The sequence below is a fragment of the Tardiphaga sp. 285_C5_N1_2 genome, assembly GCF_052076065.1.
In the GTDB taxonomy this organism is placed as follows: Bacteria; Pseudomonadota; Alphaproteobacteria; order Rhizobiales; family Xanthobacteraceae; genus Tardiphaga; species Tardiphaga robiniae.
On the sequence record NZ_CP197241.1, the window covers coordinates 737,167 to 762,967 of the forward strand.

A 25,801-nucleotide genomic window follows, 5' to 3' on the forward strand; every position below is an offset into this window, starting at 1 on the left:
CAAACCGCTGACCTGCAATCCCGGATAACGCGGGCTCGGACGGCACAGGACCGGATGACGCAAGATCAAACGACCGAGGGAGTTGAGAATGAAGACCCGCGCCGCAGTCGCCTTCGAAGCAAAGAAGCCGCTTGAGATCGTCGACGTCGATCTCGAAGGGCCGAAGGCAGGCGAAGTTCTGGTCGAGATCAAAGCGACCGGCATTTGCCACACCGATGCCTATACGCTCGATGGTTTCGACAGCGAAGGCATCTTTCCTTCCATCCTCGGCCATGAGGGCGCAGGTATCGTGCGTGAGGTCGGTCCCGGCGTCACCTCGGTCAAGCCCGGCGATCATGTCATTCCGCTTTACACGCCGGAATGCCGGCAATGCAAAAGCTGCCTGAGCCAGAAGACCAATCTCTGCACCGCGATCCGCGCCACCCAGGGCAAGGGCGTGATGCCGGACGGGACCTCGCGCTTCAGCTATCAGGGCAAGCCGATCTACCACTACATGGGCTGCTCGACCTTTTCGAACTTCACGGTGCTGCCGGAGATCGCGGTGGCGAAGATCCGCGACGACGCCCCGTTCGACAAGAGCTGCTATATCGGCTGCGGCGTCACCACCGGTGTCGGCGCCGTGGTCAATACGGCGAAGGTCACGCCGGGCTCCAATGTTGTCGTGTTCGGCCTCGGCGGCATCGGCCTCAACGTCATTCAGGGCGCACGGATGGTCGGAGCCGACAAGATCGTCGGCGTCGACATCAATGACGACAAGGAAGAATGGGGCCGCCGCTTCGGCATGACCCATTTCGTCAATCCGAAGAAGGTTGATGGCGACATTGTTCAGCATCTGGTGGGGCTGACCGATGGCGGTGCCGATTACACCTTCGACTGCACCGGCAATACCACGGTCATGCGCCAGGCGCTTGAAGCCTGCCATCGCGGCTGGGGTGTCTCCGTTGTCATTGGCGTTGCGGAGTCCGGAAAAGAGATTGCGACCCGGCCATTCCAGCTCGTCACAGGTCGCGTCTGGAAAGGCACAGCCTTCGGCGGCGCGCGCGGTCGTACCGACGTTCCCAAGATCGTCGACTGGTACATGAACGGAAAGATCGAGATCGATCCGATGATTACGCATGTGCTCAAGCTGGAAGAGATCAACAGGGGATTCGATCTGATGCACGAAGGAAAATCGATCCGATCGGTGGTCGTGTTCTGAATGCAGGCTGCAACACCAGAGTGCCAATACAACAATGCTTCACACAAGTGACGCATCATACCAGGAGGATAGACTGATGACTGTTCATATCCACCCGTCCGTTGACGGCGGTGTCAAACAAGGTTCAGGCCATTTTGCCGGCGGAACGCTGGTCTGCAAATGCAGCGACAAGCCGGTCAAGGTTGGCGTCAAAGGCGACGTCGCTCATAATCACGCCTGCGGCTGCACCAAATGCTGGAAGCCGAGCGGCGCGACGTTCTCTGTCGTCGCAGTGGTTCCGCGCGAAAACGTCACCGTACTGCAAAACGGCGACAAGCTGCGCATCGTCGATCAGGCCGCAACCATCCAGCGTCATGCCTGCACCGGATGCGGCACCCACATGTTCGGCCGCATCGAGAACAAAGGACATGCGTTCTATGGCCTCGACTTCATTCATCCTGAATTATTCGAAGAATCCGGCTCGGCCGCACCGGGCTTCGCCGCCTTCGTCTCGTCGGTGATTGAATCCGGCGTGAAGCCGAGCGACATGACCGCAATACGGTCGCGCCTCAAGGAACTGGGACTCGAGCCTTATGATTGCCTTTCGCCTGCGCTGATGGATGTCCTCGCCAATCACGTGGCAACGGCCAAAGCGGCCTGAGTCAACACAGCATATGAGCATCCGCCGGTGGCGACATGTCGCCACCGGCGTTGCTATTGGTAGATTTGCCCCGGCAAGGGGCTTCGACTTTGTGGGTCACCCGAATAATCGCGCTTCGGCCTCGCTGCGATCGGCCCGCTGCTTTGTCGCGACAATACTCACAGCATTTGACTGCACGGCGGAGTCGATGGCTCGACGACCGCTTCTGGCGGGCAGCCGACATGCGGCACTCGCCGCCCATTAATGTGGCAGCTCTGCCCAAATCATGGGAGCGGACGATCCAAATTATTGTACGTCCCGGGACAAGCTTTCTGCGGACATGCGCCCGTAGGCTTCTTCGAGGTTAGGAACATGGTTCAGGCCATGACAACGTCGAAGGAGCGATCGAATGGTCAAGTTGCATTTTGCTGACATCCGTAGGCTTTGGCCTGAAACGGGCGCGATGATTGGATGGCGCGCGGCGGCAGTGGGCGCGCTATTGGCGGTTGGTACCTTTGTTCCGATGTCGGCGCAGGCGGCCGTGCCGGCGGCTTGCGCCGAGTTGCAGGCGAAATATCCGGACTGGAAAGGCAAGACGCTCGTTAACGCCATCAATCCGCATACACCGGGCTATGAATCGATCGATCCCAAGGATCCCAACAAATATATCGGTTTCGACATCGATCTCGGTGAGCAGATCGGCGAATGCCTTGGCTTCAAGCTGACCTACAAGGCTGTGACCTTCGCGGCCTTGCTGACCACACTGGCATCGGGCCAGGCCGACATCGTGATATCCGACATCTATGCCACCGAGGAGCGCGCCAAGGCGGCCGATTTCATCACCTATTCCAAGGTGTTCGACGGCGTGCTCGTCGCCAAGGGTAATCCCAAGAAGATCACCGGTATCAACACCTCGCTGTGCGGCACGGCTGCGGCGGAAAACACAGGCTATGTCGAAGTGCCGTTGATCCAGGCGCTGGGGCCGGAATGCAAGAAGGAAGGCAAGGCGGAGCCGACCATCCAGCTCTATGACAACAATGCCAACTGCATCCAGGCGATCCTTGCCGGCCGCGCTGATACCTATATCAACGACGTCAACACCGTCGACAACGCGGTGAAAGCCTATCCGGACAAGCTCGAGAAGGCGGTCGCGGTGACGATCCCCTATCAGGTCGGCATCGCCGTGCCGAAGGACAAGCCCAAGTTCCGCGATGCGGTGAAGGCCGCACTCACCGAGATCTACAAGTCCGGTGATCAGCTCGCGCTGCTGAAGAAGTGGAAACTCGATCCGGAAAACCTGATGGAGCCCGGCCTGCTGACGGTGAAGTAACGCCAGCCCGCAAGCAAGGATCACTCTCAAGTAAGGGCTTTCTGCCGCCATGGAGCTGTTCCTCCACTATCTCAGCATGCCGTATATGATCGAGGGTATCCAGGCGACTTTGCAGGTCACCGCCCTCGGTCTGTGCGGCGGGCTGATCCTCGGTGTGATCCTGGCGTGGATGCAGCTCAGCAGGTTCAAGCCGCTGGCATCCTTCGCCCGGGTCTATGCCGTGATCTTTCGCGGCACGCCGCTGATCCTGCAGATGGTGTTTGCCTATAACGCCCTGCCGCAGATCGGCATCAAGCTTCCCGCCATTCTCGCTGCCGGCCTGGCACTGGCCTGCAACGAAGCGCCATTCATCGCCGAGATGCTGCGCTCCGGCGTACTGGGTGTCGATCGCGGCCAGGTGGTGGCCGGTCAGGCACTCGGCATGACCCCGGGCGTCCTGATGCGCCGGATCATCGCGCCGCAGGCGATCCGTTCGATGATCCCCGCTTTCGGCAACGAAGCGGTCAGCGCGCTGAAGAATTCGTCGCTGGCCTCCGTCATCGCCGTGCAGGAGCTGACGCTGCGCTCGACCCAGCTAGCGTCCTCGACCTTCGATTTCTTTTCGATCTTCTTCGCGTCCGGTCTGATCTATCTGCTGCTCACAGCGGCCATCGCCGGCATCCAACTGCTTCTGGAATGGAAGTTCGACCTCGATCGCACGGCGAAGCAAACTACATTCATGCGCTTCCTGCCGTGGTACCGCGCGCCTGGCAGCGACGATGCGCTGGCGCCGCAGGCCGACATGTCGCCGGAAATCCTGCCCGACGGCGGTGTCGCCGAACTGCCGCCGCCGCGGATGCGGCCGGAACGCGCCGATCGCACCAAACGCGCGGAGATGCTGGCGCGCAACAATGTCGCCGTCGAAGTCTCCGATCTCCGCAAGAGCTACGACAGGAACGTGGTGCTCGACGGTGTCGACATCACGGTGCGGATCGGTGAAGTCATCGCGCTGCTCGGACCAAGCGGCTCCGGCAAGAGCACGCTGCTCCGCTGTATCAACAATCTCGAACTGTGGAACGGCGGCGCCATCAAGGTCGCTGGCCGCCAGCTCGGCTTCAACGAGCACGGTAAGGCGCTGTCGCCGCGGCTGCTGGCGAATGCCCGCGCCGAGGTCGGCGTTGGTATGGTGTTCCAGCAGTTCAACCTGTTCGGCCACCTCACGGCCAAGGAGAACATCGCCGGTCCGCTGCGTTGGGTGCACGGCCTCGCGCGCGCCGATGCCGAGCGCCGTGCCGATGAACTCCTGGCGCGCGTCGGCCTCAGCCACCGCGCCAATGCGCTACCGCGGCATCTGTCTGGCGGCCAACAGCAGCGCGTCGCCATTGCCCGGGCCATCGCGCCCAATCCAAGCGTGCTGTTGCTGGACGAGCCGACCTCGGCGCTCGATCCCGAACTGGTCAACGAGGTCCTCGAAGTGATCCGCAGGCTCGCCGTCGAGGACGGTCTGACCATGATCATCTCGACGCATCAGCTGCGCTTTGCCAGCGAAGTGGCCGACCGTGTGGTGCTGCTCGCCGGAGGCGCGATCATCGAGGAAGGCCCGGCCAGTGAAGTCCTGACCAATCCGCGCAATCCCGTCGCGCAGCGTTTCCTCAATGCGGTGGAGGCGGAAGTCTCGTGATCGTCGCGCCTGTGAAGTTCGTCCATTTGCTACCGAGGGCCTCAGCATGAAACATCATCTTCTTCCGGTGTCGCCGAAGACCGTCCACTGGGGCTATTTCAGCAAGATCGTGGCACCCGCGCTGACGCTGAAGTCGGGCGACCGTGCCACCATCGAAACGCTGACGCATCATGCCAATGACGATTACGAGCGCATGATCGAAGGCGATCCCGGCGCCGAAAGCGTGTTCAAATGGACCCGCGAGCACAAGGCCGTCGTCCGCCGCGGCTCCGGCCCGACGGAAGGTCCGTTCATCCGCGGCTCAGGCGAAGGCGTCGGCGTGCATCTGCTCACCGGGCCGGTGGCGATCGAAGGCGCGGAGCCGGGCGATGTGCTGGAAGTGCGTATTCTCGACGTGCGCCCGCGACCGGCCTGCAAGGCCTGTTATGCCGGCAAGTGTTTCGGCTCCAACGTTGCGGCCAATTGGGGCTTCCACTATCACGACCTGATCGAGGAACCGAAGCCGCGCGAGGTCGTGACGATCTTCGAACTCGATACATCGGGCGAGCCGTTTGCCAATGCGGTCTATAATTATGTCTGGACGCCGCAGACCGACCCCGATGGCATCCTGCATCCAACCATCGATTATCCCGGCGTGCGCGTCGATCACGCGACCATCAGGAAACGCGAAAACATCCTGCCCAACGTCAAGGTGCCGGCACGGCTGCATTTCGGCACCATGGGCCTCGCGCCATCCGAGGAGGATTTCGTGTCGTCGATCCCGCCGAGTTACACAGGCGGCAATATCGATGACTGGCGCGTCGGCAAGGGCGCCAAGATGTTCTATCCTGTGGCGGTGCCCGGCGCGTTCTTCTCGGTCGGCGATCCCCATGCCGCGCAGGGCGACAGCGAGCTCGGCGGCACGGCCATCGAGACCTCGCTGACCGGCGATTTCGAGTTCATCCTGCACAAGCATCGTGACCTCGGCGGCACGCCCCTCGAAGGCCTGACGCATCCGATGCTGGAAACCGCCGATGCCTGGTCGGTCTACGGCTTCACCTTCCCGAACTATCTCGCCGAACTCGGCGCCAATGCGCAGCTCGACGTCGCTAATCATTCCAGCCTCGATCGGGCCATGCGCGATGCGTTCCGCAAGCTCAGGCGTTTCCTGATGACGGTGCACAAGATGAGCGAAGACGAGGCGATCTCGCTGATGTCGGTCGGTGCGGATTTCGGGGTGACGCAAGTGGTCGATGCCAATTGGGGTGTCCATGGCACAATCCGCAAGAACGTCTTCCGCTGCGACTAAGCGGATGAAATTGCACTGAATTCGGCTACGAGGATGATGGCGCGGTGATCGGGGAAGTTGCAGGGCAGGGCGCTGCGTCCTTCGGGATGGCACGGAGGTTGCTTCGCTTCGGCTATGAAGGTCGATGCATGAGCCTCCGTCCGTTCACCAGTGAATCCTACTCTGAAGACGACCGCCCCGAAGCATGGCGCGACGTCCTGGGTTCGATTGGCCTGCAGCCGACGGCTGCAACGACCACGCATCACGGCCACGCCACCGCGCTTCGTCGCACCTTCGAAGGTATTGCACTGGCCAAATTGTCTGCTGGCGCGCAGGCGATCTCGCCCCTGTCGGATCTGGCCAGCGACCATCCCCTGGTGCTGCTGCCGCTTGAGGATGGCGTCGCGCTGAAGACGGCCGCCGGACATCAGATCGTCGCCGCTGGACATCTGCTGCTGTTACCCCGCAAGGGCGATTGGAGCGTATCGTTCCAGCGCGACATGCGCGCGGTGGTGCTCTCGGTGACGTCCGATCCGCTGCACAGTCGCCGCGCCAGTGCACCCGCCATCGCCGATGTCCAGATCGTAGGCCCCGGCGGCTTCGGCGATGTGTTTGCGCGTATGATGGAACAGGTGGCCCGCAACCTCGAAACATTGTCCGATGCCGAATGGTTGGCGATCGCACAAAGTCTTGCCGATCTGTTGCCGACCTTTACACGTCAACTGGCCGAGCCGACGGCCGATCTCAACAGCGGCACGGCGACCAAGGCGGCGACCTTGCATCGGCTGTGCCAAACCATCGAGCGACGCCTCGACGATGCGGATCTGACGCCGGCCAAGGTGGCGCAGGCCGAGGGCATCTCCGAACGTTATCTGCAGAAACTATTCGAAGGCACCGGCAGCAGCTTTACGCATTACCTGCGCGAACGCCGGCTGCAGCGCACCTGGGCCGATCTGTCGAATCCGTCCGAGGCGCATCACTCGATTTCCGAGATTGCCTTTCGTGCCGGCTTCAATGACTCCGCGCATTTCAGCCGCACGTTCCGTCACCGCTTCGGCCTGTCGCCGCGCGAATTCCGCCAGAATGAAGCCGAGCGCTTGACGGCGTCGGCCACGGCGGCGGGACAACGCGGATGGCCGCAGGAAGCGCTGGCGCAGTTGCGCAGCCAGCACGCGCCGTCGACCACGGGGAAGATTGCGCAGCCGGAGCCGGCCGAGACGATCACGCACGGCATCGCGGATGCTTCGAAGAATCTCCGGCACCATCATCTTGCCGCCGATGCATCTCGCGTGCACTGGGGCTATTTCAGCCGCTCGTTGCCGCCGCAGATCGAGATCAATTCCGGCGACACGATCACCATCGAAACACTGACGCAGCACGCATCCGACGATCCCGAGCGGATGATCAAGGGCGATATCGGCGCTGAGAGCGTGTTCTGCTGGACGTGCGATCAGAAGAATGTCGATCGCCGCGGGGCCGGTCCGATGGACGCCTCGATCTATGGCCGTGGTGCCGGTGAGGGCTTTGGCGTCCACATCTGCACCGGGCCGGTGGCGATCAGGGACGCGCAGCCCGGCGATGTGCTGGAAATCCGCATCCTCGACATCGTGCCGCGCGCCAGTCGAAATCCGGATTTCGACGGTCAGGTTTTTGGCAGCAGCGTCGCGGCATGGTGGGGCTATCACTACAAGGAATTTCTTGCCGAGCAGAATGCGCGTGAGGCGGTGACGATCTACGAAATTCTCGATCACGACGACGTGCCATATGCGCGCGCGCTCTACTCGTATCGCTGGGAGCCGCAGACCGATCCGTTCGGCACCGTGCACAATACCTACGATTATCCGGGCATTCCGATTACGCCGGCCTCTGTGCGGCGTCGGCATGACGTGCTCGACGGCATTCGCATTCCTCTGCGTCCACATTTCGGTGTCATTGCCGTGGCGCCGCGAGAGGCCGATCTCGTCGATTCAGTGCCGCCAGCCTATTTTGGCGGTAATCTCGACAATTGGCGGCTCGGCAAGGGATCGACGGTCTATCTGCCGGTATCGGTGCCCGGCGCATTGCTGTCCGTCGGCGATCCCCATGCCGCGCAGGGCGACGGCGAACTCGGTGGCACGGCGATCGAATGTTCGATGACCGGAACCTTCCAGGTGGTCTTGCACAAGAAGGGCAATCTCGCCGGGCAGGCGTTCGCCGATCTCACTTATCCGCTGATCGAGACCGAGAGTGACTGGGTGCTGATGGGCTTCAGCCATCCGAACTATCTCGCCGAATTCGGCGCCAAGGGGCAGAGCGAGGTCTACGCGACCTCGTCGCTCGATCTCGCGATGAAGGACGCCTTTCGCAAGATGCGGCGCTTCCTGATGAACATTAAAGGTCTCACCGAGGATGAGGCGATCGCGTTGATGTCGGTCGCGGTCGACTTTGGCGTGACGCAGGTCGTCGATGGCAATTGGGGCGTCCATGCCATTCTGAGCAAGCGGGTGTTCGACCACACGTCAAAATCATAAGGTCCAGGAGACGCGCTTTTGCAATTTCACATGATCTCCGGCGGGCCGAAGCCGGTCGCGCCGTTCAGCCATGCTGTGGAGACCGACGGCTTCGTGTTCGTCACCGGGCAGATGCCGGACACGCCGGCAATGCCGGGCGTGCTACCCGATGGCATCGTGGCTCAGACCAAAGCGGTGATGGAAAATCTGCGCGTGGTGCTCGCGGGGCTTGAGCTCGGCTTCGAGCACATCACCATGACGCGGATCTATCTCACCGAGTTCAAGCGCGACTACGTGGCGATGAACGAGACCTATCGCAGCTATTTTCCGCGGGATCGTTTGCCGGCGCGGACCTGTGTCGGCGTCACGGGCCTCGCTTATGACGCTCTGATCGAAATCGACCTGGTTTGTCGACGGCCCACATAAGCGTCGGTGCGAAGAGATGGAAAACCTAGTTCGCCTTTTCGATCAGGCTTTCCAGCAAGCGCTTCAGGTCGGCCGTTGCCTTGTTGCCGTAGTTTTCGGCGATATGGGCTTCCTGGCTCAGCGCCAGCGAGTTCAGCCGCTGGGTCAGTGTCTTGCCGCGGTCGGAAATGAACATCACCACCTTGCGGCGGTCGTCGGGGTCCTGCACCCGGTAGACCAGTGCATCAGACACCATCCGATCGACCATCTTGGTCAGGGTTGGATGATTCAGCAGAACCGCATCGGCGAGGTCGCCCATGGAGTAGCCCTTGCCGTCGGACAGCACTTTCAGAATGCGCCACTGTTCGACCGGCACGCCTTCCTTCTTGAAGCGCGCATCGAGCTGGCGATTAATCTCCCGGTTCGCCTGCGCCAGCAGATAAGCGAGGTGTTCGGTGATGGGCGTGCTCGGCGTTCTGGCCACGGTTGGGAAACTTTGCTGGAAGGGGTGATGAATATTAAGCGACTTTGCCTGATCCATATGCACGGGAATCGTTGAATATTCAATATTTTCCTCTACGATATTTTCTTTCGCACGATTTTACTGCCGATAAATTGACGCCGCACCGCCGCTGACAACGTCGAAAGGAGAGCGACATGCTCTCGTCACTGCAGATTGCAACGACCGGTGCGCTGCCGATGCCGGCGCCATGGTTGCTGAAGGGCTTTCAGGACAGCGGGGGAGGTCGTGATGCGATTGCACGTCCCGATCTGTTTCCGCGGCGTCGCAATCGCGAAAAGCTGCGCGTCGTCAATTTTATCGGCCTGTCCGGCCCGGCCGGGATCTGGGGCCTGGCGGGCACCAATAGCATGATGCTCGCGGCTTCGGAGATCAATCGGCGCGGCGGCATTCTCGGGCGCGAGATCGAGCCGGTGTTTCATGATGCCGGCGGCGATATCGATGGCGTTGTCCGCACGGCAGCCGACATGATCGCGGCCGGTGATGCCGATGTCATCATGGGCTCGCATATCAGCGCGGTCCGCGTCGCGTTGCGCAAGGTGATCGCCGGGCGCGTGCCCTATATCTATACGCCTGTCTATGAAGGCGGAGAACGCACGCCCGGCGTGATGGCGATCGGCGAGACGCCGCGCGATCAGTCGCGCCCGGCCGTCGAATGGCTGGCGAATGAAAAGAAGGCGAAGCGCTGGTATCTGATCGGCAGCGATTACGTTTGGCCGTGGCTGGCCCACAAGGCCACCAAGACATACATCGCCGTCGCCGGAGGGCGCGTGGTCGGTGAGGAATTCGTTGCGCTTGGCGAGCAGAATCACGATGCCCAGATCGCCCGTATCCGGGCGGCAAAGCCGGACGTCGTGGTCATCTCGCTGATCGGCACCGACAGCATCGTGTTTAACCGCGCCTTCGCCGAACATGGTCTCTCGTCGAAGGTTCTCCGACTGGCGGGGGCCATGGATGAAACGCTGCTGCTCGGCATGGGCGCAGATAGCTCCGAGGGGCTCTATTGTGCATCGGGCTATTTCGTCGACCGTGCGTCGGCGGCGAATGATGCATTCCGTGCGCAATATGAAGCATCGTTCGGACGCTGTGCGCCTGTGCCGGGATCGGTCGCGCAGTCGAATTACGAGGGGCTTCGGTTTCTCGAATCCGTGGCGACCAAGGCGGGCTCATTCGACGTCCGGCCGATGCTAAACGCGGCGTCCAGCGTGGCCTATCACGGCGCCCGCGGTGAGATCAGCATACGCGGCGGGCGGGCGAAAATGCCGATCTATCTTGCCGAAGCAGACGGTCTGGATTTCAGGCTCATCCGGACATTCTAGGTCAGTCGCAGACCTGATCAGGACGCCCCCCGAAAATAATACTTGAAAAGGAAAATATTTCTCTTTCTAATGATGCGCGAAAGGCGACACCGTCGTCGCCTTGACGGCATGGGCATCCCGAAGAAATGCCGCGCCGGTTGCATCGTGGATATCAGGAGAAATCATCGTGGCCGTTTCACTTCCCACTCCCGATCAACTCCTCGCCGTCGCCGATCAGTGCGGCCTCGCGCTGTCCGATGAGGACGTCACCTCGTTCCGCGCGCTGATGCAGGGATCCGTCGATGCCTACAACGTCGTGGCGGCGATGCCCGACGAAGTACCCGAAGTGAAATATCCGCGTACACCTGGCTATCGGCCCGCACCGGAAGAGAACACGCGCAACGCCTGGTATCGCAAGTCGGTGGTGAAGGGGGCGCCCAGCGGCAAGCTCAAGGGCAAGACCGTCGCGCTGAAGGACAACATCATGCTGGCCGGTGTGCCGATGATGAACGGCTCCTCCACGCTGGAAGGCTATGTGCCGGATTTCGACGCCACCATCGTCACGCGCATGCTGGACGCGGGCGCCGAGATCATGGGCAAGGTGCATTGCGAATCCTTCTGCATGTCCGGCGGCAGCCACACCAATTCGACGGGCAACGTGCATAACCCGCACAAGATGGGCTATTCCGCCGGCGGTTCGTCGTCCGGCAGTGCGGTCGTTGTCGCGCTTGGCGAAGTCGACATGGCAATCGGCGGCGATCAGGGCGGCTCCATCCGCATGCCGTCGTCCTTCTCCGGCACCTATGGCATGAAGCCGACCTGGGGTCTGGTGCCTTATACAGGCATCATGCCGATCGAGATTTTCGTCGATCACACTGGCCCGATGACATCCAACGTCGCCGACAATGCGCTGTTGCTGGAAGTGCTTGCCGGCGACGACGGTTATGATCCGCGGATCAAGTCGCCGGAAGTGCCGGAATACACCAAGGCGCTCGGCACCGGCGTCAAGGGTATGAAGATCGCCATCGTCAAGGAAGGTTTCGAGCAGCTCGGCGCCGAGGACGCGGTCAACCGCAGCGTTCGCGAAGCCGCCAAGCGCTTCGCCGATCTCGGCGCGACAGTGGAGACGATCTCTATCCCGATGCACCTCACCGCGGCGGCGGTGTGGACGCCGATCGGCACCGAAGGCATGACCCAGACCATGATGGTGGGCGACGGCTATGGCCTCAGTCGGTCGGATCTCTATTCGACCTCGCTGATGGATGCCCATCGTGGTTGGCGCGGGCAGGCGGACTCGCTGTCCGAAACCACCAAACTGCTGCTGCTGTTCGGCACCTATATCAACAATAATTTCGGACCGCGCTTCTACGGCAAGGCGCTGAATATCTCGCGTCGCGTCACGGCTGCCTATGACAAGGCGCTGGCGAGCTATGATCTGTTGCTGATGCCGACCACACCGATGAAGGCAACGCCGCTGCCGGCGCCCGGCGCGCCGCGTGAAGAAGTCGTCGGCCGCGCCTTCGAAATGATCTCCAACACCTCGCCCTTCGACATTTCGCATCATCCGGCGATGTCTATCCCCTGCGGCATGGTCGATGGCCTGCCGGTCGGGCTGATGCTGGTCGGCAAGCATTTCGACGAGATGACCATCTATCGCGCGGCTCATGCCTTCGAGCAGTCCGCCGATTGGAAGACGATGTGAGGCATCCATGCAGAAGCGAGGATCGGTGATCACGCATGGATAATCTGATCATGGCGGTCTTCGAGATCGCCAGTTTCGGGGCGATCGTCGTGCTGGTCGTGCTGGGGCTGGGGATCATCGCCAGCATGATGGGCATTTTCAATTTCGCGCAGGGCGAATTCGTCCTGCTTGGGGCCTACGTCACCTACATCGTTCACACCGCGGGTTTGCCGGTGTGGCTCGGTATGCTCGCGGCACCATTTGTCGTCGGCGCACTGGGCTTCGTGCTGGAGCGGCTGATCGTCCGGCGCTTCTATGCCGCGCCGATCGTCGCCATGCTCGGTACCTATGCGCTCGGACTGATCATTCGCGAGATCGTGCGCGGCCTGATCGGCGGACTGTATCTCTCGGTGCCGGAGCCGGTCGGCGGCTCGGTGGCCATCGGCGGCATGCATTTCTCAACCTGGCGTCTGGTGATCATCGTGATCACCGCACTGGTGATGGCAGGGAGCTATCTGCTTCTGGCGCGCACCGCGTTCGGCCTGCGCATCCGCGCTTCGCTGGAGAACCCGGCGCTGGCGCGAGCCTCCGGCATTTCGACCAACGCAATCTATGGCGCAACCTTCGCGTTCGGCGCCGCGCTCGCAGGTCTGGCCGGCGCGCTGATCGTGCCGGTGTTCACGCTGTTCGCCGATCTCGGCATTCGCTTTCTGATTCAGGGCTTCGTCGCCGTCATGGTCGGCGGCATCGGCTCCTTTGCCGGACCGGTGGCTGGCGCAGGCCTGATCGGCACGCTGAGTGCGGCGCTGCCCTGGGTCATCTCGCCCGTTATCGCCGATGTCGCCGTATTCGTACTCGCCATCATCTTCATCAAATTCCGGCCGCAGGGCCTCGTTGCAGGAAAAGGGGTTTAGTCCAATGTCTCAAGACGCCAACACTCTCAGCCGTCGCCGCTTTCTCGGCAATGCGGCGCTGTTCGGTACGGCTATCGCCACCGGTGTCGGCAGCTGGGTCATCCCTGCAGGCTGGGCCAATGCGGCTGCCGGACCGATCAAGGTCGGTGTCGGTACCGATCTGACCGGGCCGATGGGCTATGCCGGCAATGCCGACGCCAATGTGGCCAGGATGGTGATCAAGGACATCAACGATGCCGGCGGTCTGCTTGGCCGGCCGCTGGAACTGTATATCGAGGACACTGCGTCCAATGAATCCGTCGCGGTCGGCAATGTGCGGAAGCTGATCCAGCGCGAAAAGGTCGATCTGGTCATCGGCGGCATCACCTCGTCGATGCGCAACGCCATCAAGGATGTCATCGTCTCCCGCGGCAAGACGCTCTACATCTATCCGCAGCTCTATGAGGGCAAGGAATGCACGCCCTATCTGTTCTGCACCGGGCCGACGCCGGCGCAGCAATGCGATGAATTCATTCCCTGGCTGATCAAGAATGGCGGCAAGAAGTTTGCGCTGCCCAGTGCCAATTATGTCTGGCCGCATACGCTGAACGTCTATGCCCGCAAGGTGATCGAGGCCAATGGCGGCGAGGTCGTGTTCGAGGAGTATTACCCGCTCGACCAGATCGATTTTTCGTCGACCGTGAACCGCATCATTTCGAACAAGGTCGATGTCGTCTTCAACACCGTCATTCCGCCAGGTGTCGGACCGTTCTTCAAGCAGCTCTCCGAAGCGGGTTTCCTCAAGAATGGTGGGCGGCTCGCCTGCGTCTATTATGACGAGAACACGCTAAGCATCAATCAGCCTGCCGAAATCGAGGGCCTCGCAAGCTGCCTCGATTACTTCAAGGCGCTGACGCCGGAAGATCCGTTCAGTGCCAAGCTCCAGGCGGCCTACGAAAAACAGTTCCCGGGCAATTTCCTGTTCGCGGCTGGCAGCGCCGCGACCGGCACCTATCGCGGCCTGAAACTGTGGGAGGCGGCCGTCAAGGAAGCCGGCAGTGTCGATCGTGATGCAGTTGCCAAGGCGCTCGACCATGCCAAGATCGCCGAAGGCCCGGGCGGGCCGGCCGAGATGGTCCCCGGTCAGCGGCACTGCAAGATGAAGATGTATACGGCGGTGGCCAAGGGCGGCAAATATGAGGTCGTCGCGCGCAGCGCCGGTCTCGTCGATCCCAAGGAATGCTGAGCCGATAATCCGAACCTCGCGGGAGTGACCGATATCACTCCCGCTTCTCTTTCTCTCATGCCGGCGACCTGATGACCGAGACGACGCCACTCTCTGCCGTATCTCTGACGCGAGGCATCAGCCCATCGCGCCAATGGCGCGTGCTGCCGATGATCGAAATTACGGTGCTGGTCATTGGCCTGCTGCTGCCGCTGGTGCTGCAGGACTATCTCACCGTCTACGCCACGCGCGTGCTGATCCTCTGCCTGTTCGCGCTGTCGTTCGATCTGGTCTGGGGCTATGCCGGCATCATGAGTTTCGGCCAGGCCGTGTTTTTCGGCTCGGCCGGGTATGGCGTGGCGCTGCTGGCGCGCGATCTCGGCATTACGTCCATCCTGCTCGTGCTGCCCGCCGGCCTTCTGATCGGCTTTGCCTTTGCGCTGCTGCTTGGCGGCTTCCTGCTGCTTGGCCGCCATCCCGCCAGCGTCATCTTCGTGGCCTTGGGCACGCTGACCGGCTCCTATGCCTGCGATCGTCTGGCGCGGGGGTGGTACTATCTTGGCGGCCAGAACGGCATTCCCTCGATCCCGCCGATGACAATCGGCAGCTATGAGCTCACAGAGGGACCTGCCTATTACTACGTGGCCATCGGCTTCCTGATCGTGGTCTATCTGCTCTGTCGTTTCCTGATGCGCTCGCAATTCGGCCTCGCGCTGGCCGGCCTGCGCGAGAACGAACAGCGCATCGCCTTCTTCGGCTACAAAGTGCAGCACCTCAAGGCGATCATCTTCTCCCTGAGCGGAGCTATCGCCGGGCTCGCCGGCAGTCTCTATGCGTTTCACGAAGGCTTCGTCTGGCCCAACATGCTGGGCGTCGTGATTTCCACCCAGGTGGTACTCTATGTGTTGTTCGGCGGCTCCGGCACACTGATCGGCGCCGTGATCGGCACGGTCGTCATTGAGGCTGTCAGCTTCTGGCTGTCGAACAGCTATCAGGACATCTGGCCGATCATTCTTGGCGTATTGCTGCTGCTGGTCATCCTATTCCGGCCCGCAGGACTGGTCAGCCTGTTGTTGTCAGAGCGCGAGCGCGTCGGCAGCTTCGGCCGTCCGGGGAAGCGATAGTCATGGCGCTTCTGGAAGCAAAAGGCCTCATCAAGATATTCGGCAAGCTCACGGCGCTGAACGGCGCTGATCTCACCATCGCTGCCAATGAATTTCACGGCCTGATTGGACCCAATGGTTCCGGCAAGAGCACGCTTATGAAATGCATCGCCGGCGCCGAGACACCGACGCAAGGCACCGTCACTTTCGGCGGTCGCGATATCACGCAGGCCTCGCCAGCCGAGCGCGCCCGCGCCGGCATGAGCCTGAAATTCCAGATCACCAGCGTGCTGCCGGCGCTGACGCTCTACGACAACATCCTGCTGGCATTGCAGGCGCAGACATCGCTGCTCAATCTCGCGCTGTCGCGCACTCGCGGCGTGCTGCATGACAAGGTGATGGCGATGCTGGAGCAGTTCCGCCTTGTCGATCGCGCCCACGAGCCGGCATCCGCGCTGTCGCACGGGCAGCAGCAATGGCTCGAGATCGCCATGGCGCTGGCACCCGAGCCCAAGCTCCTGCTGCTCGACGAGCCGACCGGCGGCATGAGCCTGGAAGAACGCCGCGTCACCGGCGAATTGTTGCAGCCGATCAAGGCGCGTTGTTCGCTTGTCATCGTCGAGCACGATCTCGATTTCATCCGCGATATCTGCGACCGCCTGACCGTGCTGGATCAGGGCCAGATCCTGCAGACCGGCACGGTGCAGCATGTGCAGTCGTGCCCCAAAGTTCAGGAGGTCTATCTCCGCCGTGCCTGACGATAAATTCCTCGATATCCAGTCGCTCGATGCCGGTTACGGCCGCAGCCAGGTGCTGTTCGGCGTTACGCTCAGCGTGCCGTGGCGCGGCGGCGTCGCCATTCTCGGCCGCAACGGCGCCGGCAAAACCACGCTGATGAAGGCTATTGTCGGTGAGTTGCCGGTGCTCGGCGGTGCCGTGAGCCTCGATGGCCGCGATGTCGGCAAACTGCCGACCGAGCAGCGCATCCGCCGCGGTGTCGGCTATGTCCCGCAGGAACATTCGGTGTTCGCGAAACTCTCGGTGCGAGACAATCTCGCAGTCGGCGCGCTGACCAATCGCGACAGCGGGGCAGTCAACCGGGTCTTGGAGATTTTCCCCAAGCTCGGCCAGCGGCTCGATCAGTTTGCCGGCACATTGTCCGGCGGTGAGCGCAAGATGCTGGCGATCGGGCGCGCCATGCTGTCCGATCCCAAAATCCTGCTGCTGGATGAGCCGACTGAGGGCGTCTGGATCGGTGTCATCGAGGAAATTACCGAGCGCCTGATCCTGCTGGCGAAGGACATCGCCGTCGTCATCGTCGAGCAGCATCTCGATCTCGCGCTTCGGGTCGCGAGCCGCGCTTACGTGCTGGATCGCGGCCGGGTTGCGCTGACAGGTTCGGCCGGCGAGATTCGCGACGATCCACGATTGTTGCAGTATTTGGCGCCTTAGAACCAAGCGAGATCGCTGGCACCTACTTCTTTTTGCAGCCTTCGTTTCAGGGTGAATAATGTCCGCGTTTGGCACAAAGCGGACATCATCATGAAATGCTTCTGATGCCGAGTTGCAGCCGCTCCGTTTACTCAGAGGTTTAAAGTGACATCATAAATTCCGTGATCTTCTGTGTCGGCCATGACTTCGAAACCCAGCTCTCTGCACATTTGAAGCATGATCGTGTTTTCGCGCATGATTTGGCCAACGATCTGTTTAAGCCCTTCGGAGCGGGAATACTCAATAATCAACTGCATCAAAGCCCAACCGAGCCCTCTGCCTTTGAGGTCCGATTGAAGGAGGATGGCATATTCACCGGAAACGCCGTCTTCTTTGCGATGCATCCTGACGACGCCAAGCGGCTCCTGGCTCGCCTCATCGAACGCGATGAACGCCATGGCCTTAGCGTAATCAATCTGCGTCAAGCTTACGAGAAACGGGTGGGAGAATTCTTTGATGGCACCAAAGAAGCGAAGCCTGAGATCGCCCTTATTAACGCGGGAGAGAAGCGTCAGAACCAGAGGTTCATCCGCCGCCGTAATCGGCCGCGTAAAAATTCTCCAGTCAGAATTGAGAACGAGATGTCGCTCCCATTCGACCGGGTAAGGACGAGTTGATCCACCGACCGCGTTCATGTGTGGCTCGTGGCCTGATCCTGCATTAAAAACCGCCCTGCAGCTTGGTAGAAAGCACCTTCAGAATACCTTCGTAAGTGGTGATCATCTTCTTGTGCCGATCGACTGTCTCGGCCGTTATGTCCTGCCAGTCGCCACCGGTGGCGCGCTTGCCGATCTGCAGTTCGCCAGCTTCCATAGGCGACATGTGCTCGTGGCATTCGTCCAGAGCTTCCCTGATGCCATGCGCGTATGTTTCAAGATTTATCATGGGGACCTCGTTGGTTATATGGTGCAGACGGGTAGCCCGTCGAATGTCTCTCGGTAGTTTGAAGGAGACGGTGTCCTAGGCTGAATCGGAGAGGCCATCAGCTAGGTTCCTTACGCAATAACGCGCGATGACCAACTCCTCGTTCGTCGGAATGATCCGGATTTCGACACTGCTATGCCTAGTGCTGATGCATGCGGATCCTGCATCGTTTGCGTCTGAATCGAGGGCGAGACCTAACCAGCTCAACTGCTCGCAAACGCGCCGTCGAATTTCCTGCGCGTGCTCGCCAATCCCGCCGGTGAAGATCAGGCAATCCAGACCATGAAGACTGTTGACCATCATCGCCGATTGTCTGGCGATAGAATCCACGAACAGATCGATGGCTTCGGAGGCATACGGGCTTTCACTTGCGAGCAGTGCTCGCATGTCGCCTGATAGTCCCGACACTCCAAGCAGCCCGGATTCTCGATAGAGCAGGTTTTCGAGGTCGGTTGCCGACATTCCACGCTGTTGTTGTAGATAGAGGAGCACGCCGGGATCAATGGCGCCGCAGCGGGTCGCCATCACCAAGCCGTCGAGCGGCGTGAAACCCATCGTGGTGTCGATACTGCTGCCATCGCGCATGGCGCACAGGCTGGCGCCGCTGCCCAGATGTGCGACAACGCATCGTTTCTCGTCGGGAGATGGTGAGAGTTCCAGGAATCGTTCGGCAATGAACTCGAATGATAGGCCGTGAAATCCATAGCGGCGGATGCCGACGTCATGGAGCTGGCGTGGAATGGCAAAGCGGGTGGCGGAGGCGGGAAGTGAGTGGTGGAACGCCGTGTCGAAGCAGGCAACCTGGGGCAGTTCCGGCCGTTCGGTCATGATCGCACGTATCGGCGATAGACAGCGTGGCTGATGCAGTGGCGCCATCGGTGTCAGCTTTTCAAGCTCATTGACTATCGATCCCGTCAATCGGACCGGCGCTGCGAAGGCCAATCCGCCATGGACCACGCGATGACCAACTGCAACCAGATCGTCACTGGCAAGGTAGCCATCGATCCAATTCAACGCATCAAGCAGCAGTTCTTCTCCGTGGCCGTCCGCGACCTTGCGATGCTGATCATAGAGAATAGCCCCGTCGGTCTCCTTGATCGTCAGGCGCGGCTCGGCGTCGTGCTCGTCCAGACTCCCCCGGCAGAGCAATCTCGGCTCTCCATCTGATACGATATCGAATAGCGCAAGCTTAATGCTTGAGGAGCCGGAATTCACGACAAGGACGGCATCAGGCATCGCTTGTCCTCAGTCGGCGGTGTGCTTGGTGAAGTGGTCTGGCCAGCTCCAATCGCGAATCTGCGGCATGTCTTCGCCATGGGCGCGCACATAAGTTGTGTGCTCGAGCAGCTTGTCGCGAAACCGCTGCTTGATCGCCGCTGCTGTGATGCCGAGGCGAGGAACGCGTTCGATGACATCGATGGCGAGATGGAAGCGGTCGAGCCGGTTCAGTACCACCATGTCGAACGGCGTGGTCGTCGCCCCTTCCTCCTCGAAGCCGTGTACATGCATGCCGGCATGGTTGGCGCGGCTGTAGGTCAGGCGGTGGATCAGGTTGGGATAACCGTGAAAGGCGAAGATCACCGGCTTGTCCCGGGTGAACATGCCATCAAAGTCGCGGTCATCCAGTCCGTGCGGGTGCTGTGTCTTGGGTTGCAGCGTCATCAAATCGACGATGTTGACGACGCGGATCTTCAGGTCGGGTACGGCTTGCCGCAATAGGTCCACCGCAGCCATGGTTTCCAGGGTAGGGACGTCGCCACAACAGGCCATCACGACGTCTGGTTCGCTGCCTGTATCTTCGGTGCCAGCCCAAGGCCAGATACCGATCCCAGCGTCGCAATGGGTCGCAGCTTCCTCAATGCCGAGCCATTGCGGCGAGGGTTGCTTGCCGGCAACGATGACGTTGATGCGATCATACGTCCGAAGCACGTGATCAGTGATCCAGAGCAGTGTGTTGGCGTCCGGCGGGAAGTAGATCCGGACGATGTCGGCCTTCTTGTTGGCAACCAGGTCGACAAAGCCCGGATCCTGATGACTGAAGCCGTTGTGGTCCTGGCGCCAGACATGGGATGTGAGGAGATAGTTCAGGGAGGCAACGGGGCGTCGCCAGGGCAGCGCCCGGGACACTTTCAGCCATTTGGCATGCTGATTGAACATTGAATCGACGATGTGGATGAAGGCCTCATAGCAGGACATCAGCCCGTGGCGGCCGGTCAGCAGATAGCCTTCCAGCCAGCCCTGACATAGATGCTCGCTGAGCACTTCCATCACCCGGCCGTCCTGGGCGAGGTGGACATCATACGGCTCGATTCCTTCCATCCAGACGCGCTCGGTCACGTCGAATACCGCGTCGAGCCTGTTGGATGCTGTCTCGTCTGGACCCATGATGCGGAAGTTGCGCGCAGCTGCGTTCAGCTTGATGACGTCGCGCAGGAATTGCCCCATCACGCGGGTCGCTTCGCCTTCGGTCCCGCCGGCATGGGGAACATCGATGGCGTAGTCGCGGAAGTCGGGCAGCTTCAGCTCGCGCTTCAGCAAACCGCCGTTGGCATGAGGATTCGCTCCCATGCGCCGGCGCCCCTGCGGCGCCAGAGCCTGCAACTCAGGTAGCAGCCGGCCGGCTTTGTCGAACAGATCGTCGATCCGGTAGCTGCGCATCCATTCTTCGAGCAGACTGAGATGTTCGGGATTGCCGCGCGGATTGACAATCGGTACCTGGTGAGCGCGCCAGAAACCTTCGACCTTCAAGCCGTCGACTTCCTTGGGGCCGGTCCAGCCCTTTGGACTGCGCATGACGATCATGGGCCATTTCGGCCGATCCACCGTTGCGCGACCGTTACGAGCGGAAGCCTGGATCGCGCGAATCCTGTCGATCGCGCGCTCCAGCGTGTGAGCCATCAGCGGGTGCATCATGGCAGGATCGCTGCCCTCGACGAACATCGGCTCATGACCGTAGCCATGAAACAGATGGCGTATTTCGTCGTCGCTCATCCGTCCCATCACGGTGGGATTGGCAATCTTGTAACCGTTGAGATGAAGAATGGGCAGTACCGCGCCGTCATGCTTCGGGCTCAAGAACTTGTTGGAGTGCCATGACGCGGCGAGGGGGCCTGTCTCCGCTTCTCCGTCTCCGACGACACAGGTGACGATCAGGTCGGGATTGTCGAAGGCTGCGCCATAGGCGTGCACCAGCGCATAGCCGAGTTCGCCGCCTTCATGGATGGAACCGGGAGTTTCCGGAGCCGCATGACTGGGAATGCCGCCCGGAAACGAGAACTGTCGAAACAGTTTCTGCAGTCCGTCCTCGTCCTGGGTAATGTCCGGATAGACCTCGCTATAGGTACCCTCCAGATATGTATTTGCTACCATCCCCGGGCCGCCATGGCCGGGGCCGCAGATATAGATCATGTCGAGGTCGTGGGCTCGAATAACGCGATTCAGGTGCGCGTAGATGAAGTTTAGCCCAGGCGTGGTTCCCCAATGGCCGAGCAGCCGGGGCTTGATGTGGTCCTTGCGCAACGGCTCGCGCAGCAGGGCGTTGTCGAGCAGATATATCTGACCCACCGACAGGTAATTTGCGGCGCGCCAATAGCGATCAATCAATTGCACCTCGCCGGTACTGAGGAAAGCTTCTCCATAACGTGGCATATGCTGCACCTTGATCCAGTCGCCGCGCAGCGGCAAAATATTTGCCGCCAATATTCGCAATAGCTTTGCCGTAAATTTCAGCGGCTTGCGGGCGCGTCGCCGCGCAATGTGCCGATCTTGAAGTGTTTCTTTGCGTAAGCGACGATTTGGCCATCGGTGGGATGGTCAACGGCCTCGACGCCGACAATGCGGCTGCCGATATGCGTATGCTCTCGCAGATAGGTCGCCAGTTCGGCTTTCGCCTGCGCCGGACCAATGATCAGAATCTCACCGGCATCACTCACCGCGCCCGCCACGTCTTTCATCAGCCCCTTGTCTTCGTGGACATGACCGCTTCCGATTTCGTTGGCCTTGTGATGAATGTGGCGTGTCTCGAATGTCGGATGAAGATCGAGTTGATCTGTCCCGGTGAGGCCGACATGGAATATCTTCGCTTCGCGATGGTCGATCCAAACGACCGCATGATAATGATGCATCCTGTTTCCTTGTTTGCGATTTGCTTTCGCATCTAACTTGCTCTTGCAGCCGTGTTATCCTCTGCAGAAGCGAGGTACATGCCTGCTGTTGCAGAATGTCGTCGCAGAACAGTACGGCAAACGGCGAGCGGCCGTTTGACATACGTCAAACAGCCGTCACGTCAGAAACGATCTAATTGAAAAAGACCAGAACGCGCGTGATGACCTCGTTCACTTCATCCAAACCGCCAGAGCGGCGGAAGTTCCGAAGATAAGTTACAGGCCGACGATAAACGGAGTTTCGTTCCGGTGATCAGGCAGAAGGAACTTCGTTGTATGATTTGAGGGCGATCCGTGTCACCCCACATGTGGCCTCCACTTCAACCCGCGTGTCGTCCTGCTGACGATGCTCGATGGCGCCTCCACTGGCCTATTTTGGCATAAGCGCAGGAGATCGTCGTGAGTGCACCTTTGCTGATAGCCAGCGCCAGTGGCGATGAGCTCGAATTACGCCCGACAGGAAGTTGGACCGTCGTCAATGCGGCAACTCTGGAGCAACTATCTGCCAGCATAGCGCCGCAGCTCGCGCGGGCACGGTCGGTAACCGTGAACATGTCCGGCGTCCGGGAGCTCGACACGTTGGGCGCTTGGCTGATCGAGCGATTATCGCGACATTTGGCCAGCGGCGGCCAACGCGCGCACATTGTGGGAGCTGCAGAAGACTATATCGATCTGATCGAGGAATTGAGACAGGTCAATCGACGACGTAATCCGGATCCCACAGAGCGTAACTCCATCGCCGACAGATTGGAAATGCTGGGTCGGGCGGCGCTGGCTGCAGTTCTGGATCTGTCGGCTTTCCTTCAAATGCTCGGCGCGATTTGCCTGGCCGCTGTCGGTGTGCTTCGCCGCCCGAGATCGTTTCGGCTGACATCGCTGGTGTACCAGATCTATCGGGTTGGCTGGCAGGCGCTCCCGATCGTGGTCCTGATCACATTTCTGATCGGTGCCATCATCGCACAGCAGGGTATCTTCCACTTCCGCAAGTTCGGCGCGGAGGCATATGTAGTCGATATGGTCGGGATCCTGGTGTTGCGTGAACTCGGGGTTTTGATCGTTGCAATCATGGTCGCCGGAAGATCCGGGAGCGCCTACACCGCTGAACTGGGCTCCATGAAGATGCGCGAGGAGATTGATGCTCTATCGACGATGGGTCTTGATCCGGTCGATGTGCTGATCCTGCCTCGCGTCGTCGCGTTGATCGTCGCGTTGCCGATCCTAGCCTTCGTGGGGGCGGTCGCGGCGCTTTACGGGGGAGGCCTCGTCGCATGGTTTTATGGGGGAATGTCGCCGGTAACATTCATAGCCCGGTTACATGAGGCGATTTCGGTGACGCATTTCGAAGTGGGTATCATCAAGGCACCATTCATGGCGCTGGTGATCGGGATCGTCGCATGTAGTGAGGGGCTCCGCGTAAAAGGGAGCGCTGAATCCCTAGGCAAACAAACAACGACATCCGTCGTCAAATCGATCTTTCTCGTCATCGTTCTCGACGGACTATTCGCCGTGTTCTTCGCATCGATAGGAATGTAGCGATGCAGGAGACAGATACACATCTTGCCATTCATGTTGAGGACCTAGTTGTCGGTTTCGGTCGCCATATCGTCATCGATCGTCTTTCACTCGATGTTCGGCGCGGCGAAATCCTGGGGCTGGTCGGTGCCTCCGGTGGCGGGAAATCGGTGCTGATGCGGACCGTGATTGGTTTGATTGAGCGGAATAGCGGAAAGATCGAGGTCATGGGGAGCGATATCGGTCTGACGCCCGGGCGCCGGACAAGGGATGTCGCTGCAAAATGGGGAGTGTTGTTTCAGCAGGGGGCACTGTTCTCGTCACTTACGGCATTGCAGAACGTCGAGTTTCCACTTCGCGAGAATGCAACGCTCTCGGACGAGCTCATGACCGAGATTGCGAGTGCCAAGCTGGAAATGGTGGGTCTCGCGCCGGAAGACGGTGCCAAGTTTCCGTCGGAACTTTCCGGCGGCATGACAAAGCGAGTCGCGCTTGCACGCGCATTGGCGCTGGATCCGGCCATCGTCTTTCTCGATGAACCGACTTCCGGCCTCGATCCTATCGCAGCTGGCGATTTCGATACGCTGATCAAGACGTTGCAGAAGACGCTGGGACTCACGGTCTTCATGGTCACGCACGATCTCGCCAGTCTGAATACCGTTTGTGATCGCGTTGCCGCCCTGGCTGATGGAAAAATCGTCACGATCGGACCGATGAGCGAGCTGCTTCGATCCGAGCATCCATGGGTTAAGGCTTATTTCCACGGCAAGCGCTCCCTCATGCTCCAACCAAAGGCGATTTGATATGGAAACGCGCGCTCCTTTCGTCATCGTCGGCGCATTCGTTCTCGCAGCTATCGCTGCGGTATTCGGCTTTATATTCTGGCTGCATAGCACCGGAAATTCAGGTCCGCGGACTACCTATCAGATTCAGTTCGACGGCTCTGTGCCGGGTCTGCTGGTGGGCGCCGCGGTGCTCTTTAACGGCATTCGCGTAGGGGAGGTGACGCGTCTCGATTTGGCGGCCGATAGCCCCAGTCGCGTCAATGCAAGCATCTCGGTTGTGAACACCACTCCCGTTCGCCGTGACACAAAGGTGGGATTGGACTTCCAGGGACTGACGGGGGTGCCGGTAATCGCATTGGAGGGAGGTAAATTGTTGACGAATTCCGCTCCCGTGACGATGCTGGTAGCCGAACCCGGCGCTGGCCGCAGTATGACACAAGCGGCACGCGATGCCCTTGGGCGGGTCGACGGCGTTCTGGCGGACAATGCCGCGCCGCTCAAAAGCACGATCGCCAATCTTCAAGTGTTCTCAGAAGGACTCGCTCGCAACACTGGAAAGCTCGACGGAATTGTCAGCGGTCTGGAGCGAATGACGGGCGGCGGCGCTTCTCCGGTATCTAAGGTGACCTATAATCTTCGCGCTGCTGTTGATTTCCCGGCACCAACCAAAATACTTAAGGGGCAGTTCGCGATACCCGAGCCAACAGCTGTCGTCCTTTTGCAGACGCAACGATTCTTGTTTTCGCAGCCCAAGGACACGGCGGCCTTCCCCGATGCGCAGTGGGCAGACAGCATCCCCAAGCTCATCCAGGCGAAGATCTTGGAGAGTTTCGAAAACTACGACGTAACACATGCACCCACGCGGCCGCTGGACGGCGTTCAGCCCGATTATCAGCTTTTGATCGATGTCAGACGATTTGACGTTGGGCCTGATGAAACACCTGCGGCAGAAATTGAGTTGTCTACAAAGATTCTGGATAAGGATGGAAAGGTCATGGCTTCACGGATATTTCGCCAGAGCCAGAGGATCGAAAAGCTGGATGCACCAGGAACCGTTCGGGCTTTCGACTCCGCTTTCTCAAGCCTTGCCAAAGAGCTCGTCTCTTGGACTACCCAGAGTTTCTGACTTCGGAATCAGCAATGGTTGGCTTGTCCGCTTTGCGATCGAGATTTTAGCGGCTGGAAGCGTCTTGGCTCCGATCTCAACCCGTGTGCAGGGCGCCTGGCGAGCTCGGCCA

23 protein-coding genes are annotated in these 25,801 nt (G+C 60.2%); 17 read left to right on the forward strand and 6 right to left on the reverse strand.

Going from position 1 to position 25,801, the window contains the following annotated elements; translation table 11 throughout:
• Positions 1-88: 88 nt before the first annotated feature.
• The 7 genes from AB7951_RS03455 to AB7951_RS03485 all read left to right on the forward strand — a co-directional run bounded on the left by AB7951_RS03455 (position 89) and on the right by AB7951_RS03485 (position 8,989).
• Positions 89-1,198 carry an S-(hydroxymethyl)glutathione dehydrogenase/class III alcohol dehydrogenase gene (locus tag AB7951_RS03455; protein ID WP_068734594.1) on the forward strand — a complete coding sequence of 370 codons (1,110 nt, stop codon included), beginning with the start codon at positions 89-91 and terminating at the stop codon, positions 1,196-1,198.
• Positions 1,199-1,274: 76 nt separating this feature from the next.
• Positions 1,275-1,838, forward strand: a complete 564-nt coding sequence (gene gfa, locus AB7951_RS03460) for an S-(hydroxymethyl)glutathione synthase (protein ID WP_093757021.1) — start codon at positions 1,275-1,277, stop codon at positions 1,836-1,838.
• Positions 1,839-2,280: 442 nt separating this feature from the next.
• On the forward strand, positions 2,281-3,147 hold the full coding sequence (locus tag AB7951_RS03465) for an ABC transporter substrate-binding protein (protein ID WP_244527955.1): 867 nt from the start codon (positions 2,281-2,283) through the stop codon (positions 3,145-3,147).
• A 49-nt stretch (positions 3,148-3,196) separates the two neighbouring features.
• The gene (locus tag AB7951_RS03470; RefSeq protein ID WP_120287025.1) at positions 3,197-4,807 is read left to right on the forward strand and encodes an amino acid ABC transporter permease/ATP-binding protein; all 1,611 of its coding nucleotides are present in this window, start codon (positions 3,197-3,199) and stop codon (positions 4,805-4,807) included.
• Positions 4,808-4,853: 46 nt separating this feature from the next.
• The gene (locus AB7951_RS03475; protein WP_120287024.1) at positions 4,854-6,095 is read left to right on the forward strand and encodes an acetamidase/formamidase family protein; all 1,242 of its coding nucleotides are present in this window, start codon (positions 4,854-4,856) and stop codon (positions 6,093-6,095) included.
• Positions 6,096-6,223: 128 nt separating this feature from the next.
• The gene (locus tag AB7951_RS03480) at positions 6,224-8,584 is read left to right on the forward strand and encodes an acetamidase/formamidase family protein (protein WP_115033558.1); all 2,361 of its coding nucleotides are present in this window, start codon (positions 6,224-6,226) and stop codon (positions 8,582-8,584) included.
• Positions 8,585-8,602: 18 nt separating this feature from the next.
• Positions 8,603-8,989 carry a RidA family protein gene (locus tag AB7951_RS03485; RefSeq protein WP_115033557.1) on the forward strand — a complete coding sequence of 129 codons (387 nt, stop codon included), beginning with the start codon at positions 8,603-8,605 and terminating at the stop codon, positions 8,987-8,989.
• A gap of 25 nt (positions 8,990-9,014) precedes the next feature.
• Here the strand turns inward: AB7951_RS03485 and AB7951_RS03490 are convergent, their stop codons facing one another.
• Complete coding sequence (locus AB7951_RS03490) at positions 9,015-9,452, reverse strand: MarR family transcriptional regulator (RefSeq protein ID WP_199488789.1); 438 nt, start codon at positions 9,450-9,452, stop codon at positions 9,015-9,017.
• Between the two features lie 173 nt (positions 9,453-9,625).
• Between AB7951_RS03490 and AB7951_RS03495 the strand changes: the two genes are divergently transcribed.
• From AB7951_RS03495 to AB7951_RS03525, 7 genes are all read left to right on the forward strand, one after another.
• Entirely contained in the window at positions 9,626-10,807 is a 1,182-nt protein-coding gene (locus AB7951_RS03495; protein WP_120287023.1) for a substrate-binding domain-containing protein, read from the forward strand.
• 166 nt (positions 10,808-10,973) lie between these two features.
• On the forward strand, positions 10,974-12,488 hold the full coding sequence (locus tag AB7951_RS03500; protein WP_120287022.1) for an amidase: 1,515 nt from the start codon (positions 10,974-10,976) through the stop codon (positions 12,486-12,488).
• A gap of 35 nt (positions 12,489-12,523) precedes the next feature.
• On the forward strand, positions 12,524-13,381 hold the full coding sequence (locus AB7951_RS03505) for a branched-chain amino acid ABC transporter permease (protein WP_120287021.1): 858 nt from the start codon (positions 12,524-12,526) through the stop codon (positions 13,379-13,381).
• Between the two features lie 4 nt (positions 13,382-13,385).
• Positions 13,386-14,606 (forward strand): substrate-binding protein, encoded by a 1,221-nt coding sequence (locus AB7951_RS03510; protein ID WP_120287020.1) that lies wholly within the window; start codon positions 13,386-13,388, stop codon positions 14,604-14,606.
• Positions 14,607-14,677: 71 nt separating this feature from the next.
• On the forward strand, positions 14,678-15,709 hold the full coding sequence (locus AB7951_RS03515; RefSeq protein ID WP_120287019.1) for a branched-chain amino acid ABC transporter permease: 1,032 nt from the start codon (positions 14,678-14,680) through the stop codon (positions 15,707-15,709).
• A 2-nt stretch (positions 15,710-15,711) separates the two neighbouring features.
• Positions 15,712-16,446 (forward strand): ABC transporter ATP-binding protein, encoded by a 735-nt coding sequence (locus tag AB7951_RS03520; RefSeq protein WP_175366339.1) that lies wholly within the window; start codon positions 15,712-15,714, stop codon positions 16,444-16,446.
• The gene (locus AB7951_RS03525) at positions 16,397-17,140 is read left to right on the forward strand and encodes an ABC transporter ATP-binding protein (protein WP_439066018.1); all 744 of its coding nucleotides are present in this window, start codon (positions 16,397-16,399) and stop codon (positions 17,138-17,140) included. Before AB7951_RS03520 ends, AB7951_RS03525 begins: the two co-directional genes overlap by 50 nt.
• A 131-nt stretch (positions 17,141-17,271) precedes the next feature.
• Here AB7951_RS03525 and AB7951_RS03530 read toward each other — a convergent pair whose 3' ends face one another.
• The 5 genes from AB7951_RS03530 to AB7951_RS03550 form a co-directional block, all read right to left on the reverse strand.
• Positions 17,272-17,814 (reverse strand): GNAT family N-acetyltransferase, encoded by a 543-nt coding sequence (locus AB7951_RS03530; RefSeq protein WP_120287017.1) that lies wholly within the window; start codon positions 17,812-17,814, stop codon positions 17,272-17,274.
• A gap of 25 nt (positions 17,815-17,839) precedes the next feature.
• Positions 17,840-18,064 carry a hypothetical protein gene (locus AB7951_RS03535; RefSeq protein ID WP_147421566.1) on the reverse strand — a complete coding sequence of 75 codons (225 nt, stop codon included), beginning with the start codon at positions 18,062-18,064 and terminating at the stop codon, positions 17,840-17,842.
• A 75-nt stretch (positions 18,065-18,139) separates the two neighbouring features.
• Entirely contained in the window at positions 18,140-19,339 is a 1,200-nt protein-coding gene (locus tag AB7951_RS03540; RefSeq protein WP_120287016.1) for an acetate/propionate family kinase, read from the reverse strand.
• A 9-nt stretch (positions 19,340-19,348) separates the two neighbouring features.
• Complete coding sequence (locus tag AB7951_RS03545; RefSeq protein WP_199711960.1) at positions 19,349-21,751, reverse strand: phosphoketolase family protein; 2,403 nt, start codon at positions 21,749-21,751, stop codon at positions 19,349-19,351.
• 77 nt (positions 21,752-21,828) lie between these two features.
• The gene (locus AB7951_RS03550) at positions 21,829-22,227 is read right to left on the reverse strand and encodes a translational machinery protein (protein ID WP_120287015.1); all 399 of its coding nucleotides are present in this window, start codon (positions 22,225-22,227) and stop codon (positions 21,829-21,831) included.
• Positions 22,228-22,665: 438 nt separating this feature from the next.
• On the opposite strand from AB7951_RS03550, the gene AB7951_RS03555 reads away from it, so the two are divergent.
• From AB7951_RS03555 to AB7951_RS03565, 3 genes are read left to right on the forward strand one after another with little or no spacing between them, the layout of a single operon-like run.
• A complete protein-coding gene (locus AB7951_RS03555; RefSeq protein WP_439059821.1) occupies positions 22,666-23,799 on the forward strand; it encodes an ABC transporter permease in 1,134 nt (377 codons plus the stop codon).
• Between the two features lie 2 nt (positions 23,800-23,801).
• Complete coding sequence (locus AB7951_RS03560; protein ID WP_120287014.1) at positions 23,802-24,581, forward strand: ABC transporter ATP-binding protein; 780 nt, start codon at positions 23,802-23,804, stop codon at positions 24,579-24,581.
• A gap of 1 nt (position 24,582) precedes the next feature.
• The gene (locus AB7951_RS03565; RefSeq protein WP_175366332.1) at positions 24,583-25,689 is read left to right on the forward strand and encodes an ABC-type transport auxiliary lipoprotein family protein; all 1,107 of its coding nucleotides are present in this window, start codon (positions 24,583-24,585) and stop codon (positions 25,687-25,689) included.
• The last annotated feature ends 112 nt before the right edge of the window (positions 25,690-25,801 follow it).

Excerpts from the sequence above, each read along its gene's own strand:
- AB7951_RS03455 (WP_068734594.1), top strand. The coding sequence starts at position 89 with ATGAAGACCCGCGCCGCAGTCGCCTTCGAAGCAAAGAAGCCGCTTGAG.
- gfa (WP_093757021.1), top strand. The coding sequence starts at position 1,275 with ATGACTGTTCATATCCACCCGTCCGTTGACGGCGGTGTCAAACAAGGT.
- AB7951_RS03465 (WP_244527955.1), top strand. The coding sequence starts at position 2,281 with ATGATTGGATGGCGCGCGGCGGCAGTGGGCGCGCTATTGGCGGTTGGT.
- AB7951_RS03470 (WP_120287025.1), top strand. The coding sequence starts at position 3,197 with ATGGAGCTGTTCCTCCACTATCTCAGCATGCCGTATATGATCGAGGGT.
- AB7951_RS03475 (WP_120287024.1), top strand. The coding sequence starts at position 4,854 with ATGAAACATCATCTTCTTCCGGTGTCGCCGAAGACCGTCCACTGGGGC.
- AB7951_RS03480 (WP_115033558.1), top strand. The coding sequence starts at position 6,224 with ATGAGCCTCCGTCCGTTCACCAGTGAATCCTACTCTGAAGACGACCGC.
- AB7951_RS03495 (WP_120287023.1), top strand. The coding sequence starts at position 9,626 with ATGCTCTCGTCACTGCAGATTGCAACGACCGGTGCGCTGCCGATGCCG.
- AB7951_RS03505 (WP_120287021.1), top strand. The coding sequence starts at position 12,524 with ATGGATAATCTGATCATGGCGGTCTTCGAGATCGCCAGTTTCGGGGCG.
- AB7951_RS03510 (WP_120287020.1), top strand. The coding sequence starts at position 13,386 with ATGTCTCAAGACGCCAACACTCTCAGCCGTCGCCGCTTTCTCGGCAAT.
- AB7951_RS03515 (WP_120287019.1), top strand. The coding sequence starts at position 14,678 with ATGACCGAGACGACGCCACTCTCTGCCGTATCTCTGACGCGAGGCATC.
- AB7951_RS03520 (WP_175366339.1), top strand. The coding sequence starts at position 15,712 with ATGGCGCTTCTGGAAGCAAAAGGCCTCATCAAGATATTCGGCAAGCTC.
- AB7951_RS03525 (WP_439066018.1), top strand. The coding sequence starts at position 16,397 with ATGTGCAGTCGTGCCCCAAAGTTCAGGAGGTCTATCTCCGCCGTGCCT.
- AB7951_RS03530 (WP_120287017.1), bottom strand. The coding sequence starts at position 17,814 with ATGAACGCGGTCGGTGGATCAACTCGTCCTTACCCGGTCGAATGGGAG.
- AB7951_RS03535 (WP_147421566.1), bottom strand. The coding sequence starts at position 18,064 with ATGATAAATCTTGAAACATACGCGCATGGCATCAGGGAAGCTCTGGAC.
- AB7951_RS03540 (WP_120287016.1), bottom strand. The coding sequence starts at position 19,339 with ATGCCTGATGCCGTCCTTGTCGTGAATTCCGGCTCCTCAAGCATTAAG.
- AB7951_RS03545 (WP_199711960.1), bottom strand. The coding sequence starts at position 21,751 with ATGCCACGTTATGGAGAAGCTTTCCTCAGTACCGGCGAGGTGCAATTG.
- AB7951_RS03550 (WP_120287015.1), bottom strand. The coding sequence starts at position 22,227 with ATGCATCATTATCATGCGGTCGTTTGGATCGACCATCGCGAAGCGAAG.
- AB7951_RS03560 (WP_120287014.1), top strand. The coding sequence starts at position 23,802 with ATGCAGGAGACAGATACACATCTTGCCATTCATGTTGAGGACCTAGTT.
- AB7951_RS03565 (WP_175366332.1), top strand. The coding sequence starts at position 24,583 with ATGGAAACGCGCGCTCCTTTCGTCATCGTCGGCGCATTCGTTCTCGCA.